Origin of the sequence: Acinetobacter sp. WC-323 (assembly GCF_000314615.1) — a bacterium.
GTDB lineage: Bacteria > Pseudomonadota > Gammaproteobacteria > Pseudomonadales > Moraxellaceae > Acinetobacter > Acinetobacter courvalinii.
The window spans coordinates 35,331-51,747 of the sequence record NZ_AMZS01000047.1 but is presented as its reverse complement, the minus strand read 5'-3'; the positions used below and the strand labels follow the sequence as shown (position 1 = coordinate 51,747).

Sequence of the window (16,417 nt, the reverse complement as noted above, 5' to 3'; positions counted from 1 at the left end):
AATCCCGAAAAATACCGTAAAAAAACATAAACTCCAGAAACGACAAAGCCCCAAGCCTTTGATATATAAGGCTTGGGGCTTTGAATAATCTGGTTAAGCTTTCGCTTGGTCCCGAGGGTCGGACTCGAACCGACACGTCATCTCTGACAGCGGATTTTGAGTCCGCCGCGTCTACCAATTTCACCACCTCGGGAAGAGTGCGATGCTTTGTGATGCGTATAATAACCTGTTTGATTTTATTGTCAAACACTAACTTACGCTTATTGCTCACTTTTAAATCATTCAGATATTTTTCTGCTTATAAACACGCGAACTCAGCGAAAAAACCCAAAAAAGACTATACTACGCCCAATTTTTGCAATGTTTTAGATGTATGCAACTCTCCGACTTTTCGTTTGATCTCCCCGATGAACTTATTGCTCGCTATCCCTTAGACAGTCGTAGCGCATCTCGCCTGCTGCATATCGATGCGCAAGGTCAATATCACGACCATGCCTTTACCGATATTCTCGATCTACTCGAAGACGGTGATTTGCTGGTACTCAATGACACTAAAGTCATGAAAGCACGCTTAAAAGGCAAACGTGCCACAGGCGGCGCAATCGAAGTGCTGGTTGAACGTATGTTGGATACCCACACTGCGCATTGCCATATCAAATCAAGTAACTCACCCAAAGCAGGTGCAGAACTGTATATCGGTGAAGATGCAGTTCCTGTCACCGTACAAGGTCGCCATGAAAACCTGTTTGTGGTGAAATTTTCCCAACCAATTTTGTCGGTACTGGATCAATACGGCCAGCTTCCGATTCCGCCTTATTTCAATCGTGAAGCCGAAGAGATTGATACTGAACGTTATCAAACCGTGTTCCACGACCCTGAAAAAATTGCCAGTGTCGCTGCACCCACAGCCAGTCTGCATTTCGACCAAGACCTGTTAGAAAAATTAGCCGCTAAAGGCGTACAAAAAACCTTTGTGACCTTACATGTCGGTGCAGGAACGTTTATGCCTGTGCGTACTACAGACATCACCAATCACATTATGCACAGTGAATGGTGTGATGTTCCGCAAGCCACCATTGACCTGATTCTGGCAACCAAAGCACGCGGTAATAAGGTGATTGCGGTAGGCACTACGGCGACCCGTGCGCTGGAAAGCGCAGCACAGGCCAACCAAGGCCAAATTGCAGCGTGGACCGGTGATACCCAGATCTTTATCTATCCGGGTTATCAGTTCTGTATCGTGGACCGTTTGATTACCAACTTCCATTTACCAGAATCGACCTTATTGATGCTGGTTTCAGCCTTGTCAAATCGTGACAATATTCTGACCGCTTATAAACATGCGGTGCAACAACGTTATCGTTTCTTTAGTTATGGCGATGCCATGCTGATTGATAAACTCGACGCTTAAAACAATCAATAGGCTAAATTCAGGTTTAGCCTATTTTTTTCAGAATAATGATTTAAAAAACCATGCCATTTATCTCTAAAAAAATTCAAAAAACCTTTCAAAATCAATTCATGCATAATCAGGTGACCTTAGAAAATATTGAGGCCATTCACCAGTTGCTTGAGGAACAGCCCACACCCGACACGCTTATTCATCGCTTAAAACACTGGCAAGACGAGCAAAACCTGTATATCAAGAATTACCTTTACTGGGCGCTGACCACACTTAGCCTGATTTTTTTATTGGCTGGCCTTTTGTTCTCAGGCTACTACCTAATTGTTTGTGTTGCTTTGTTTGCTCTTGGCCTGCGCTATCGCATTCCGACCATTGAACTGGAAAACTTAAAACAGGAACTCAGACTTTATCTGCTGGAACAGACCTATCAGGTTCGGTTTGATCATGAAAATACACCATTAACCCATGCATTACAGGAACATCCCTTATTTCAACTCGGTGATAAAGACAATACCGTTACAACCTTGCTTACTGGGCAAATGCTCATTAAACAGAAAAACTATGATTATTCACTGATTAAATATCATTACACTTATTTAACCAAAACAACTGATGATCAGGGAAGAGAGGTTTGGGAAACGACTCATTGTGATTTGTGGGGAGTGCTGATGGAGAATTTTCCCTATAAAGGCGTGAGTATTTCAGCGGCACATAAAAGCCATTGTCATCTTGGCATCGAATGGCAGTCCAGTGATATCCGTTTTAACCAGAAGTACCAGCAAAGCGGTATCAGTGAATTTGAGTTTGTGAAATTTTTAACCCCAGAGCGCTTACTGGCACTTGAGCAGATGATGCAGACTTTTCATGGCGATTTTTATGTCGATCCGCACACTGGTCTGATGTGCTGGTTATTTAATGAGTCGCCTTTGGCCGAAAATAATTATTTGTTTCAGGCCATGAGCATCAATGAACTGGCTGAAAAGCTGGAACAGTTGCAAATGCCAAAACTTCAGCGTTTACAAGATGCGTTCTCTAGTCTGCTCAAGACGCTCTAATTGCATTTATAATGGTTAAAATAAGTACTTCTTAGTTTCTGAAATTTAACGCATAATTCAGTTTATACCCAGCAATTATAATGACATAAAAACGCCATGCCGATCGATACCGTACAACAGGCCCTCCATATCCGACGTAAAAAAAATGCACAGGTATTTCGTAATATCGCCCGTTTGTGGGAGGCTGGACAAAAATCACACAGCGATCAGGACTTGTTAGATGCCCTGCATCCATGGCGTGAAGATCATAATCTGTGTTTTTTTAATGCCCTGCCTTACTTACTGGGTATTATTAGCATCAGCACGCTGGTGTTTGGCTATTTTCTGCATCCGCATATTCAATATATCTGGAGCCTGCTCGGGGCATTTCTAAGCGGTTTTCTGGCCTATCTGCTGTATGAACCGCGAGAACCGCTCACCCGTGTAATCGATTATCTTGAACAACGCATGACGGTATTGCGTTATGACCTGCATTTTCAGCAATTGCCTGCTTACTTACCGATTCAGGCACAACCGCTACTGGTGATGAGTAAGTTAAAACAACATTTCCCCTTGTTTAACCGTGGTAGTGAATCCAACCAAATCACCCAATACGCCTCTACAACATGGAATGATGGTGATACCACGCATCAGGTGCTGCTTTTTCAATATCATTACGTCAATGAAATGCCTATCTTGCAAGATCAGGGCAACGATAAGAAAATCGTCAAAGAGATCCATAAAGATTTATGGGGCGCCTTTATTTTTCAGATGCCGGCTTTGGGGATTGCGGTCAGTAATCAGCGTTCCCGTTTTTTTGAACCCTATAGCAGTGCATGGCAAAGCAGTGATATTTTAATTAATCAGGAACTGAATATTTTTGGTCGGGATCAGCATCAGTTGGCCAAGCAGGTCAGTCCGAGTTTAACCTTAAAATTACATGATTTTTTTCAACATTTTAACGGTGATTTAATTTATCATCATCAAGAGCAAATCCTGTGTTATGTAGGTGAACAAAATCTTTTCCAAACCGCCAGTAAACGCAGTGAAATACATGATATTCCGGCATTACGCGGACACTTGCGGACCATGACCATGCCGCAATATCAGAAGTTTCAACAACTCATGCTGAATTTAATTAGCTAATCATTTCGCAATAACAATAAGGGGCAAGCGATGACAGGTTTACTCATTTTCTTGGGGATTTTTGTGGTGCTGATTGTCTGGGGCGTGTCGATCCGCAACAACATCGTACGCTATTTTAATGCCACCAAACGGGCATGGTCAGAAGTGGCCAATTTTGAACGTCAAAAAGTAAAAACACTAGAAGCCCTGGAAGCCACGCTGGATCAATATACCCAGTTTGAAAAATCCACGTTGGAAAAAGTCACTGAATTGCGTCAGCAAATCCTCAATCTGAATGTCAATGACACGGATATTTCACAGTTACAACAGATTGAGAAAATGAGCAAAGAGCTGATCCGTAGCTTGAATGTGGTGGTCGAAAATTATCCTGAGCTGAAAGCGGACGCGCTGTATAGCAAGATGATGGATGATATTCAGGAACAAAACGAGAATGTCGGTGCTGCAATTACCATTTTTAATCGTAACGTGGAACTGTTTAATAACCAGATCGAAGTATTTCCCAATAACCTGATCAATACCCTGACCTTATCCAAGAAAAGCATTCGTCCGTTTAAGGATAATCTGGCCACTGAAAATTTTGACTATAAACCGAATTTTTAGTGCGGTAGTTAAACATATTAGCGTCTTATAATTATCTCACTCATTTCAGTAAAAACCTTCGGTTGGAGTTACTTTTGTTTTGGCAAAAGTAACCAAAACCCTTGCACAGCTTTAATCGCTGTTCATAGACTGACGGTACATCCCTGCTACCGCAGTCTAACGCGGCGGCATCCATGCCGCCATCTCGATAGCAAATTTCCTCACAAATGTCGCATTACAAAATGCAAAAACCTTATTCACGTAAATCAGTATTTGCTCATCAACATTCGAGCAAATATCACTAAAAACTTATCAAACTAAATCTATTTTATCTCTCGCTACATTTAGTAGTAGAACTGGACGCCATAATCAAGGAAAATAGCCGCTTTTGATCAGCGAACTGTTTTTTCGCCTTGATGGATAGTGTATGAAATTTGAAAAATTAGGCCAGTCGGGGCGCGCCCGTCGTGGTCGACTCACCTTAGAACATGGTGTGGTTGAAACACCTGTATTTATGCCGGTCGGTACTTACGGCACGGTCAAAGGCATGTTGCCGCGCGATATTGAAGACATTCAGGCACAAATTATTCTGGGTAATACCTTCCATCTTTATTTACGCCCTGGTCTGGAAGTGATTAAAGAGCACGGCGGTCTGCATGAGTTTATCAAATGGGATAAACCGATTTTGACGGATTCGGGCGGTTTCCAGGTCTTTAGTCTGGGTGCAATGCGTAAGATCAAGGAAGAAGGTGTCACCTTCCGTTCGCCGATCGATGGTTCAAAAGTATTTTTGTCTCCAGAAATTTCCATGGAAATTCAACAGGTACTCAACTCAGACATCGTGATGATTTTTGATGAGTGTACCCCTTACCCTGCAACCCATGAAGAAGCGCAAAAATCATTGCAGCTTTCTTTACGCTGGGCAAAACGTTGTAAAACCCACCACCATGATGAGCTCAAGAATAAAAATGCCTTATTCGGCATCATTCAGGGTGGCATGTATGAAGACCTGCGTGATGAGTCACTAAAAGGCTTGTTGGAAGTTGGTTTTGACGGTTATGCGATTGGTGGCTTGTCGGTCGGTGAACCGAAAGAAGAAATGATCAAGGTGCTTGATTATCTACCGAATAAAATGCCACAGGACAAACCACGTTACCTGATGGGTGTGGGTAAACCGGAAGATATCGTGGAAGCGGTCCGCCGTGGCGTCGATATGTTTGACTGTGTGATGCCAACCCGTAATGCTCGTAATGGTCATTATTTTGTGACCGATGGTCTGGTCAGAATCCGTAACAGCAAATATCGTCATGACAAAGGGCCATTAGACCCACATTGCGATTGCTACACTTGTAAAAACTTTACCCGTGCCTATTTATATCATTTAGAGAAGTGCGGTGAGATGTTGGCTTCAATGCTCGGCACCATCCATAACTTGCGTTACTACCAACGCCTGACCCAAGGTATGCGTGATGCGCTGGATAACGGCACATTTGATGAATACGTTCAGGACTTTTATGCACGTCGTGGATTAGATGTTCCGCCTTGCCCAGAAGACTAATGTCAGTTAAATGCATCAAGATTTGCGCCTAATCGCAAGACAAGGTACATTGCAAAACGAATTGGAATTTATTGTTAATTTTTTGGCTTTTTAATTTTAGGAAAACGAAATGAGTCTTTTCATCTCTACTGCTCATGCTGCACCGGGTGCAACACAAGGTCCAAGTCTTATGGCTAACTTGTTGATGATCGCGGTATTTATCGCAATCTTCTATTTCTTGATCTGGAGACCTCAGGCAAAACGTGCCAAAGAACACCGTTCTTTGATCGAAAGTCTGGGTGTAGGCAGCGAGATCGTGTTTGCTGGTGGTTTAATGGGGAAAATTATCAAACTCGAAGGTGACTTTGCAGTCGTTGAACTCACTCGTGGTGTTGAGGTAAAAATCCAGCGTGCGAGTGTCATTTCAGTATTACCTGAAGGCACATTAAATAACCTTTAATCATAAAATAGTCGTGCCTCAGCACGACTTTTTCATTTAAGAAGAAAGCGAATGCGTTACCCTGCATGGAAATATTTACTGATCCTGGTTGTCCTTGTGATCAGTACGTTATATGCACTTCCAAGTCTGTATCCAGATGAGCCTGCCGTCCAGATTTCTGGCGCGAAAGCCGGCACCAAGATTGATCAGACCATCGTGCAAAAAGCTGAGCAGATTTTAAAAACTGCCGATATTAGCAGTCACGACAATAGCTTCACCAACAATGCGGCATTATTACGTTTAAGCTCTTCTGAGGCGCAGTTAAAAGCCAAAGAAGTGCTTCGTCGTGATCTTGGTGATGACTATGTCGTTGCACTCAACCTTGCACCAACTACGCCTGAGTGGTTGCAAAAGATTGGGGCTAAACCGATGAAACTCGGTCTGGACTTACGTGGCGGTGTACACTTCTTGCTCGAAGTCGACATGGATAAAGCGATTAGTCAGCGTATGGAAACATCTGCGACTGATTTGCGTCGTCAATTCCGTGATAACAAAATCAAATTCAATAACCTGGCATTAAACAACAACACCATTACAGTGCAGTTTGCAAACAATGCAGACCGCGATGCAGCGACTGATTTCTTGCGTCGTAATGGTAACGAGTTTACTCAACAGGCAGTTGCGACCTCATCTGGTGCGACGTTAAGACTAAATTATACCGATGCCCGTCGTCAGGAAATTCAGTCTTATGCAGTGAACCAAAACTTAACCACCCTACGTAACCGTATCAACGAACTGGGTGTGGCAGAAGCTTTGGTACAAACACAAGGCAGCAACCGTATTGTAGTCGAATTACCGGGTGTACAGGATACGGCTGAGGCAAAACGTGTCTTGGGTCGTACAGCCAACCTGGAATTCCGTCTGGTTGCAGATAGCAATGATCAATATATCGATCCGTATACCGGTAAATATAACGGTCAGCCGCTTCCTCCTGGCACTGAGGTGTTCGCTTACCAATCACTGGATAGCGGTCGTCAGTTGCTGTTACAACGTAACCGTATCTTGACTGGTGAGCGTGTTCAGAATGCAAGCTCTGGCTTTAGCCAGGATTCTGGTGGTGCTGAAGTTAACATTACTTTGGACTCTGCCGGCGGTAAGCTCATGTCAGATGCAACGCGTGGTGCAGTTGGCAAACGGATGGCAGTCCTGTTTATCGAAAATAAACAGAAGATCTCTTATGTTGCAGACCCGAATACAGGCGTTCAGACTGAAGTTCGTACTCCGTATACCGAATCTGTGGTGATCAATGCGGCAACCATTCAGGCTGTGCTGGGTTCACAATTCCGGATTACCGGTCTGGATTCACCACAAGAAGCAGCCGAGCTTGCCTTGATGCTGCGTGCAGGTGCACTTGCTGCGCCGATGTACTTCGTAGAAGAACGTGTGGTTGGTCCTAGCCTTGGTCAGGAAAACATTGACAAAGGTGTACTCTCAACTCAGATCGGCTTCTTGCTGGTTGCCATCTGGATGGTCGTGTTCTTCCGTTTATTCGGTCTGATCGCAAACTTTGCCTTGGTCTTCAACTTGGCCATGATTTTGACTGTAATGTCATGGATTGGCGCTTCCCTCACCCTGCCAGGTATTGCGGGTATCGTGATTACCATTGGTATGGCGGTCGATGCCAACGTCCTGATCTGTGAACGAATACGGGAAGAAATGCTCTGGGGCGCCTCGCCCAAACAGGCGATTGTGGCAGGTTATGATCGAGCCTATAACACCATTCTTGACTCGAACTTAACCACCTTCTTGGTTGCGTTTATTTTGTTCGCGATTGGAACAGGTCCGATTAAAGGCTTCGCGGTAACATTGATGATTGGTATTATTTGTTCAATGTTTACGGCCATTACCGTTACTCGTGCCATCGTCCAGCTCATTTATGGCAAACGCCGTAATTTGAAAAAGTTGAGTATTTAAGGAGATTCATATGACTGATCTGACTCAACCAGACTCAAAACAATACGGTCGCCCGGATAACCTGAAAATTATCCCGTTCATGAAGATTGCCAAACCGGCGGCAATCTTGTCGATCCTGCTGACGATTGCGAGTATCTTCTTTATCGTGACCAAAGGCTTGAATCTCGGACTGGATTTCACCGGGGGGATTTCAGCCGAATTGAACTACAAGCAAGGTGTACAGCCTACGCAAGTGGTTCAGGCACTTGACCGTGCTGGCTTTAAAGATGCCGTAGTACAAACCCTGGGCAGTAATACCGACCTGATCGTGCGTATGCCTGTACAAGAAGACCTAAATGTCGAAGACCTCAGCAATAGCATCACCAAAGCGGTTCAGTTACCGAATAACACCGTTGAAGTGCATAAAGTAGATGCAGTAGGTGGTGCTGTCGGAAATGAGCTTTACGTGCGTTCTGCAGGCGCTGTTGCACTGGCTTTGATCTTGATGCTGATCTACGTCACCATTCGCTTCGAGTTTAAACTTGCGATGGGTGCGGTCATGTCGTTATTCCACGACATCATCATTATTATTGGTGCATTCGCATTGTTCCAGTGGCCTTTCGACTTAACCGTATTGGCTGCAGTCCTTGCGGTGATCGGTTTCTCACTCAACGATAACATCGTTGTCTCGGATCGTATTCGTGAGAACTTCCGTAAGATTCGTGGTGCCACACCACGTGAAATCGTCGATATTGCATTGACAGAAACCTTACGCCGTACCATTCATACCTCGATGACCTTATTACTTGTGGTTCTTGCCATGATGTTCTTGGGCGGTGATGGTTTACACTGGTTCTCTGTTGCCATGTTTGTCGGTGTATTCGTGGGAACTTACTCATCGATCTATATCGGTACAGCATTCGCTTTATGGCGTGGTCTGAACCGTCAGGACTTTATTGTTCAAGTTAAACCTGAATTTGAAGAAGAAGAGATTCCTTAAATCCTTCTCCTCCTTGATTCAAATAAAATGCCAGCAATATGCTGGCATTTTATTTTTTGCATTATCCGCTCTGCAATAACTTAGCAAAAAATAGAAATCTCTTTATCGTGTATTCCCAAATAAAAAAAGAAAAAAATGCTCCTGATATCGTATAAAACCAACTGATCTTATCAATAGCATTTGGATCATTTAAATAGCTAATGAGTATCGTAAAGCATGTACTCATCATGAGCATGATACGTAAAGCTTTTCCAGTTCCCTTGGCTTGCCACACTCGTCCAAACATCACCTCAAAGTCAAGAGAAAATTGATCCCGATTATTTAACTTTGGCGGAATCATATTTTTAAAATTAGGATTTAAAATCAAATTATTCAAATGATTAAAAAAAATTAAAATATCTATAAAAAAGTAAAGAACGAGACAATAAAATAATTTATTTAAACTATAACCTACAGCAACCATATTAATTAAAAAAATAAAAAATGCATTTAACGCTAATACTCTGAAATATATTTTTGGGCTCAAAGTAGTCGCAGTTAACAAAGTAATAGGGAATGTAAAGATACAAATCAATACAAGGAAATAGGCAATATGATTGATTTTATAAAATACTAAATATAATAAAGAAAAAATTAGAATATTGATCCATGATTTATAAATTAGCGAGTTGGGTTTAAATATTTGATTAACTATGACATCCATTAAAGTAACCTATAAAAAACACCTAATACTGAACAATCTGGATCTGTGGAAACTGAAAACCTCGGCAAGATCGCTCTGCCCGCCATGCAATGGTGACTACGATTTTCTGGTTCAGGATAAAGTTCTGATAGGCAAAAGTGCCAATCAATGGATGCGAACACATGCCCCCCTGATTTGTAGGATGCACCTGTGTATTCAAACTATTCAGATCGAGACGAATCCCTAAACCTGAGGCTTTTAAAATCGCTTCTTTGGTGGTCCAGACTCTAAACCAATATTCTGTGTCTTGATCTTGCTGCTGCCAAGTCTGGTATTCCTCGGGATGAAAGGCATGCTGGGCCAAGGCATCAAAACGGACTTTTCGGTCCAGCGCTTCAACATCAATGCCGATATCTTGAACACATTCGCTCATTGCCAGTGCATAATATTGCTGACTATGCGAATGATTAAAATGTAAGGCATGAGAGCTTAAAAAAGGTTTGCCATGCTCATGTTTGGAAAATACCAGATCATCTATAGTGCAATGCAGTTGATGAGCCAGAAGCTGATTGCGTCGCACCTGAATCTGCTGTTTTTGATAATGATTAAAGTCTCTGAAATCAGCAAAATCTGTTTTATCCTTTTGCAGCAGCTGCGCCAATGCCTGAACATGGATGTATATGATACCTGTCGTCATGAGCAACATCTCCCGTGTATAAAAAAGCCCAAAGCAAAGTTTGGGCTTTTGAGCATCGAATACAGCTTAACGCTTGAATTTCTTTTCTGCTTTCTTGAACTTCTGTACATAACGACGTTTACGTGCTGCAACGCGTTCGTCCACTTGGGATTTACGTCCTTCGAATGGGTTCTCTGAGGTTTTAAAGTCAATACGAACTGGCGTACCTTCAAGCTTATAAACTTTACGGAATACGTTTTCCAGATAACGACGATAATCCGCTGGAGTCTTATCCACCTTGTTACCATGAATGACGATGGTTGGTGGATTTTGTCCGCCCATATGCGCATAACGCATTTTAATACGACGACCACTGATCATTGGTGGCTGATGTGCCTCGGTGGCATCACTTAGAATCTGGGTCAGTTTCGCCGGTGAAACTTTTAAGTTTGCCGACTCGTAAGCACGATGGATCGAAGGATAAAGCTCACCCACGCCTGTACCATGTAGCGCTGAAATCAAATGGATTTTTGCCCATGGAATAAAGTCAAAACGACGTTCCACATCAAGTTTACATTGCTTACGATCATACTCGGTCATGTTGTCCCATTTGTTGATCGCAATGACCATGGCACGGCCTGCTTCAAGTGCATAACCAATCAAATGCAAGTCTTGTTCAACAATCCCTTCACGTGCATCGACCACTACAACCACAACATGCGCGTCTTTCATGGCTTGCAGGGTTTTAACGATTGAGAATTTCTCAATCATCTCATCGACTTTACCTTTACGGCGTACACCGGCAGTGTCGATCAAGGTATATTGACGACCATCACGCTCATAAGGGATATAGATAGAGTCACGGGTTGTACCTGGTTGGTCAAACGCAACCACGCGTTCTTCCCCGAGTAAACGGTTTACCAAAGTCGATTTACCCACGTTTGGACGACCGATAATCGCTAAACGCAAACCGGTATTTTTGTTGTGCTCGTCCGGATTTTCATCTTCAGGCACTTCAGCCAACACTTCTTCAAGCATTTGCTGTACACCACGACCATGGCTGGCCGCAACCTGCATCGGTTCGCCCATACCGAGCTTGTAGAATTCAACTAATGCAGCTTCTGCATGGACACCATCGACCTTGTTGGCCACCAGATGGACTTTTTTACCCAATGTACGTAATTCACGGGCAATCTGCTCATCCGACGCCAATAGTCCAGCACGCGCATCCACCACAAATACAATGATATCTGCTTCATGGATAGCCGTTTTTGACTGCTCAGCCATGTAAGAGTCAATGCCACCTTCATTCTCACCAATACCGCCCGTATCTACGACAATGAATGATTTATTTTGATAAACCGCATCGCCATATTTGCGGTCACGAGTTAAACCAGCGAAGTCAGCAACCAAAGCATCACGACTTTTGGTGATTTGGTTAAATAGCGTTGATTTTCCGACGTTTGGACGACCAATGAGCGCAATAACGGGTTTCATAAATTAACCTTAATTCAGACGAGCCATCGTTGATGACATCGTATCAGAAACAGTATGGAAGATTTTGGTGATCAAGTAATCACAATAAAAATTCGGGGTTTTGTTTAAACAAATACCCCGATCATTCTTTTATTAGCAATAGCTAATTGAGCATTTTAGCACAAGCTAAGGCAAAATTAACGATTCTGCCAAATGGTTAATGCACCTTTTCGTGTTGCAACATAAAGCTGGTTGTCAATCACACGCAATGAACGCACTTCACCACTGGTTTTGGCACGACCGATCAACTTGCCTGAAGCCGGATTAATCAGATGAAGTACCCCATCCAGATCACCCACCACCAGGTTTTGTCCTAACATCACAGGGTTGCTCAGCTGACGGTTTAACAGTTCTTCGTTCTGCCAAACCAACTCGCCAGTCGCCAAGTTATAAGCATTTAACTTGCCATCGGTTGTGGTCACGAATACTTTATCTTCGGCAACCTCGGCAGTGTTAGTACTGCTGGCATCTTCACTCCATACTACACGTTGTGAAGCAAGATCAATTACAGTAACCTGACCTTGGAAGCTTGTGGTGACAAGGAATTGACCTGCAACAACCGGATCACCAACCACATCAATCAAACGCTGGATGTCTGAACGACCATCGCTAATCGCCACACGGCGCTGGAAGCGAGGCACACCACTGATGATATCTAGTGCATATACATAAGCATTGGCAGAACCAATCAACACGGTACGCTCATCCAAGCGCACTGGAGCTGGCTGACCACGTAAACTAAACTGTACATTTGGCAGTTTATAGGCCCAGACTTGCTGGCCTGTCACCGCATCATGCGCAAACACAGTGCCATCATTGGCAATGGTAATTACACGACCCGACTGGATCAAGGATGGCGACAGAATGGCACCTGACAGTTTTGCCGTCCACTTTTGCTCACCTGTGGCCTGATCTAAACCAAATAACTGTCCTTTACGATTGCCAATGACCACAATCCCTTCACCGGCTTCTACACCAGCAGTCAGTTCCTGTTTGGTAATCTTGCTTTTCCAAAGGCGTTCTTTGCCTTTGTAAGCAGACACCTGACCATCAGGGTCAATCGCAAAAATCATACCATTGTCTGTATCCAGCTGTAAGCGCAAAGCCTCAGCCGCATTGGTAGACGAAACACTTTGTGAAAAAACAAGGTTTAAACTTTGTTCTTGCGTGATTTTTGGCAATGGATTTGGTTTTGCCTCTTTTACTTTATTGCTCGAACATCCAACAAGTAAAGCTGAAGCAATTGCAATTGCCAAAGGAAGTTTTAGTTTATTCTGCATTAAGACTCATCCACTTTGGTATCTAAGATCGGGCGCTCAAACTCAGGATCATCTACTAAAACGCCGACACTTTCGAGTTTAATTTGTAAAAGCTGACGCTCCTGCTTACGCTCGAGCAGATTATCCCATGCACTTTGATACGCTTTACGCGCAGAGGCGTTGTCTTTCTTCGCAACAAAAATATCACCGCGAAGCTCATCAGCAGTAGCCTTGAACGCAGGCTCTGTCACAGCAGACAAGGTTTTTAAGGCTTCGTCAAATTTGTTTTGTGCCAATTGCGCATCAGCCAAACGTATTTTTACAACCTGTAGCAAACCTTCATCTTTTACTTTTGAGTTTTCAACTTTCTTCAAGGCTTTTTCAGCAGCAGCATAGTCCTGCTTGTCATACGCAAGCTTCGCCATCACAAATTGTGTCTGAATTGCCTGTGCAGAATCGGCATCTTCTTTCACAATTTTATCTGCAGCCTCAGACAAGCTTGCAAAGGCATTGGGCTGACCTGTGGCAGCTTTGGCCTCATCCATCAACTTCTGTACCTTCGCCGTCTGGTTCTGGGCTTCGGCAAGATTTTTCTTTTGCCAGTATTCCCATCCGAAAAAGGCAATCAAGGCAATGAGAATTCCGCTAATGATTGCAGAACCATATTTTTTGGCAAACGACTTTAAACTGTCGAGCTGTTCATCATCACTTAAACTCATGTGATTGTCCTTTTCCTAAATTCTTCAACTTATTGTTTAAATTTTTCAATCAAAAACGGTGTCAGTTCAGTCAAAGCAACTTGAGACTGCTCTGCTGTCGCCAATTCTTTAATGAGAAGCTCCTGTGATTCCCACTCGCGCTCACCCAGGATCACCGCAAAAATCGCACCCGACTGATCGGCCTTTTTCATTTGGCTTTTCATGCTGCCTTGTGAACCTGTTTTTAAACGAATCGGGCTATTTGCCGCTTCCAGCTGATCACGAATCTGTTCCGCCAAGACCAACGCTTTGGCTTGATAAGCCGGTTCTGCCAATAAGAAGATTTCGCAATCACGTACTGTTTTGGCCTGTTCGACTTGCTCGAGCAACAGGAGCAAACGCTCCATCCCCATCGCAAAGCCAACCGCAGGCACAGACTGATCCGCTTTACCTTTTAACTGCCCGACCAGACCGTCATAGCGACCACCTGCACACACTGTGCCTTGTGAACCCAACATGGTGGTGGTCCATTCAAATACGGTTTTGTTGTAGTAATCCAAACCACGGACTAACTTCTGGTTAATCACAAACTCAATACCCGCATCAGTGAGGTATTGCTGTAATTGCTGGAAGTGATTGATTGAATCTTCTTTGAGGAAATCATGCAACTTAGGTGCATTTTCCAGAATCTTTTGGGTCGACTCAATTTTAGAGTCCAGAATACGCAATGGATTGGTGCTTAAACGACGTTGCGAATCTTCATCCAGAGCATCTTTGTGCTGATTTAAAAACTCAACCAATGCAGCACGGTATTCTGCACGTTCGTCGGTTTCCCCGAGTGTATTCAACTCAAGTTGAACCTTGTCCGCAACGCCCATACGCTTCCACAAACGTGCTGTCAGTAAAATCAGCTCGGCATCGATATCGGGTGTTGCCACACCAAAGGTTTCTACACCAAACTGATGGAACTGGCGGTAACGGCCCTTTTGCGGTTTTTCATAACGGAACATCGGTCCCATATACCACACACGTGGCGTCGCACCGCGCAACAGGTTATGTTCAAGCAAGGCACGTACACAACCCGCAGTCCCTTCTGGACGTAGCGTCAGTGATTCAGGCGGATTCCCCTTGTCAAAAAAGGTATACATTTCTTTTTCAACGATATCGGTCGCATCACCAATAGCACGTTTGAATAAACCGGTTTGCTCAACGATCGGTAAACGGATCTGTTGATAACCATACGCATCCATTAAAGATGCAAGTTGTTGTTCCAGACTTCTCCAAGCCGCAGTTTGCGTTGGAAGGATGTCATTAAAACCTTTGATAGCGACGATTGAACTCATGATGAACTACGAATAATTTCTTTAGATTTTGCTTCTTCAAGCTCTTGAACACGTTGACGAACCATTGTTTCAATTTCATCAACCAACTGATTTGTATCAATTAAATGGCTCTTTTCGCCATTACGGTACACCAGTGAACGCGGAGATGCCCCGACAATCCCGATATCCGCTTCTTTGGCTTCACCCGGACCATTCACCTTACACCCGATCACAGACAAGTCCATCGGGGTACGGATATCTTCTAGACGCTCTTCCAGTGCCTGCATCACCTGAATCACATTGAATTCCTGACGTGAGCAGCTTGGACAAGCAATAAAGTTAATGCCGTTTGAGCGCAAGCCCAACGATTTTAAAATATCAAACCCGATTTTAATCTCGTCTTCCGGCTCGGCAGCAAGCGAGATACGCATGGTATCGCCAATGCCTTCCATCAATAAACCGCCCAGCGCGATGGCTGATTTCACTGTACCGGTACGATAGATGCCTGCCTCTGTGACACCGAGGTGCAACGGATTATCAATCTGTTGCGACAATAAGCGGTATGCATCCATGGTCAGGAACACATTCGAGGCTTTTACGCTGACTTTGAATTCATGGAAGTCCAGACGGTCCAGAATATCGATATGACGCATTGCCGACTCAAGCAAGGCCTGCCCGGTTGGCTCGCCATATTTCGCCTGTAAATCTTTTTCCAGTGAACCCGCATTCACACCGATACGGATCGAAATACCATGATGTTTTGCCGCAGCAACCACCTCACGTACTTTCTGATCTGAACCGATATTCCCCGGGTTAATGCGCAAACAGTCGGCACCATAATCCGCCACAGCCAACGCAATACGATGATCAAAATGAATATCCGCCACCAGAGGCACGGTCACACGTTTACGAATAGCACCAAATGCCTCTGCTGCTTCCATTGAAGGAACAGAAACACGCATGATATCTGCACCAGCATCTGCACAGCGCTGGATTTGCGCGACAGTCGCATCGACATCACAGGTTTCAGTATTCGTCATACTTTGAACACTAATCGGGGCATCACCACCGACATACACCGAACCGACACGGATTTTACGTGTCGGGCGACGTTTAATGGGGTTCACAATCATCGTATAGCTCTACTCTTT

Annotated in this window: 15 protein-coding genes and 1 tRNA gene; 8 read left to right on the top strand and 8 right to left on the bottom strand. The window is 43.9% G+C overall.

Going from position 1 to position 16,417, the window contains the following annotated elements; translation table 11 throughout:
• Window positions 1-106 precede the first annotated feature (106 nt).
• A tRNA-Leu gene (locus ACINWC323_RS07150) sits at window positions 107-193 on the bottom strand.
• Between the two features lie 180 nt (window positions 194-373).
• Between ACINWC323_RS07150 and queA the strand changes: the two genes are divergently transcribed.
• From queA to secF, 8 genes are all read left to right on the top strand, one after another.
• Window positions 374-1,411 carry a tRNA preQ1(34) S-adenosylmethionine ribosyltransferase-isomerase QueA gene (gene queA / locus ACINWC323_RS07155; protein WP_009513030.1) on the top strand — a complete coding sequence of 346 codons (1,038 nt, stop codon included), beginning with the start codon at window positions 374-376 and terminating at the stop codon, window positions 1,409-1,411.
• Between the two features lie 62 nt (window positions 1,412-1,473).
• Window positions 1,474-2,460, top strand: a complete 987-nt coding sequence (locus tag ACINWC323_RS07160) for a hypothetical protein (protein WP_009513169.1) — start codon at window positions 1,474-1,476, stop codon at window positions 2,458-2,460.
• A 96-nt stretch (window positions 2,461-2,556) separates the two neighbouring features.
• Window positions 2,557-3,585: a hypothetical protein gene (locus ACINWC323_RS07165; protein ID WP_009513041.1), complete on the top strand. Its 1,029-nt coding sequence runs from the start codon at window positions 2,557-2,559 to the stop codon at window positions 3,583-3,585.
• 30 nt (window positions 3,586-3,615) lie between these two features.
• Window positions 3,616-4,185 (top strand): LemA family protein, encoded by a 570-nt coding sequence (locus ACINWC323_RS07170; protein ID WP_009513072.1) that lies wholly within the window; start codon window positions 3,616-3,618, stop codon window positions 4,183-4,185.
• Between the two features lie 406 nt (window positions 4,186-4,591).
• A complete protein-coding gene (gene tgt / locus ACINWC323_RS07175) occupies window positions 4,592-5,722 on the top strand; it encodes a tRNA guanosine(34) transglycosylase Tgt (protein WP_005289237.1) in 1,131 nt (376 codons plus the stop codon).
• 109 nt (window positions 5,723-5,831) lie between these two features.
• Window positions 5,832-6,161 carry a preprotein translocase subunit YajC gene (gene yajC, locus ACINWC323_RS07180; RefSeq protein WP_005226801.1) on the top strand — a complete coding sequence of 110 codons (330 nt, stop codon included), beginning with the start codon at window positions 5,832-5,834 and terminating at the stop codon, window positions 6,159-6,161.
• A gap of 51 nt (window positions 6,162-6,212) precedes the next feature.
• Complete coding sequence (secD, locus tag ACINWC323_RS07185; protein ID WP_009513047.1) at window positions 6,213-8,114, top strand: protein translocase subunit SecD; 1,902 nt, start codon at window positions 6,213-6,215, stop codon at window positions 8,112-8,114.
• 10 nt (window positions 8,115-8,124) lie between these two features.
• Complete coding sequence (secF, locus tag ACINWC323_RS07190; RefSeq protein WP_009513137.1) at window positions 8,125-9,093, top strand: protein translocase subunit SecF; 969 nt, start codon at window positions 8,125-8,127, stop codon at window positions 9,091-9,093.
• Between the two features lie 61 nt (window positions 9,094-9,154).
• Here secF and ACINWC323_RS07195 read toward each other — a convergent pair whose 3' ends face one another.
• The 7 genes from ACINWC323_RS07195 to ispG all read right to left on the bottom strand — a co-directional run bounded on the left by ACINWC323_RS07195 (window position 9,155) and on the right by ispG (window position 16,399).
• Window positions 9,155-9,796, bottom strand: a complete 642-nt coding sequence (locus ACINWC323_RS07195) for a hypothetical protein (protein WP_009513127.1) — start codon at window positions 9,794-9,796, stop codon at window positions 9,155-9,157.
• A 22-nt stretch (window positions 9,797-9,818) separates the two neighbouring features.
• A complete protein-coding gene (locus ACINWC323_RS07200; RefSeq protein ID WP_009513147.1) occupies window positions 9,819-10,472 on the bottom strand; it encodes a 4'-phosphopantetheinyl transferase family protein in 654 nt (217 codons plus the stop codon).
• Between the two features lie 66 nt (window positions 10,473-10,538).
• Complete coding sequence (gene der, locus ACINWC323_RS07205) at window positions 10,539-11,948, bottom strand: ribosome biogenesis GTPase Der (RefSeq protein ID WP_005226795.1); 1,410 nt, start codon at window positions 11,946-11,948, stop codon at window positions 10,539-10,541.
• A gap of 176 nt (window positions 11,949-12,124) precedes the next feature.
• The gene (bamB, locus tag ACINWC323_RS07210) at window positions 12,125-13,267 is read right to left on the bottom strand and encodes an outer membrane protein assembly factor BamB (RefSeq protein WP_009513018.1); all 1,143 of its coding nucleotides are present in this window, start codon (window positions 13,265-13,267) and stop codon (window positions 12,125-12,127) included.
• On the bottom strand, window positions 13,267-13,965 hold the full coding sequence (locus tag ACINWC323_RS07215; protein ID WP_005226791.1) for a YfgM family protein: 699 nt from the start codon (window positions 13,963-13,965) through the stop codon (window positions 13,267-13,269). The genes bamB and ACINWC323_RS07215 overlap by 1 nt, the downstream gene beginning before the upstream one ends.
• A gap of 29 nt (window positions 13,966-13,994) precedes the next feature.
• Window positions 13,995-15,287 carry a histidine--tRNA ligase gene (gene hisS, locus ACINWC323_RS07220; RefSeq protein WP_009513080.1) on the bottom strand — a complete coding sequence of 431 codons (1,293 nt, stop codon included), beginning with the start codon at window positions 15,285-15,287 and terminating at the stop codon, window positions 13,995-13,997.
• Window positions 15,284-16,399 carry a flavodoxin-dependent (E)-4-hydroxy-3-methylbut-2-enyl-diphosphate synthase gene (ispG, locus tag ACINWC323_RS07225; protein WP_005226789.1) on the bottom strand — a complete coding sequence of 372 codons (1,116 nt, stop codon included), beginning with the start codon at window positions 16,397-16,399 and terminating at the stop codon, window positions 15,284-15,286. The genes hisS and ispG overlap by 4 nt, the downstream gene beginning before the upstream one ends.
• Window positions 16,400-16,417 lie beyond the last annotated feature (18 nt).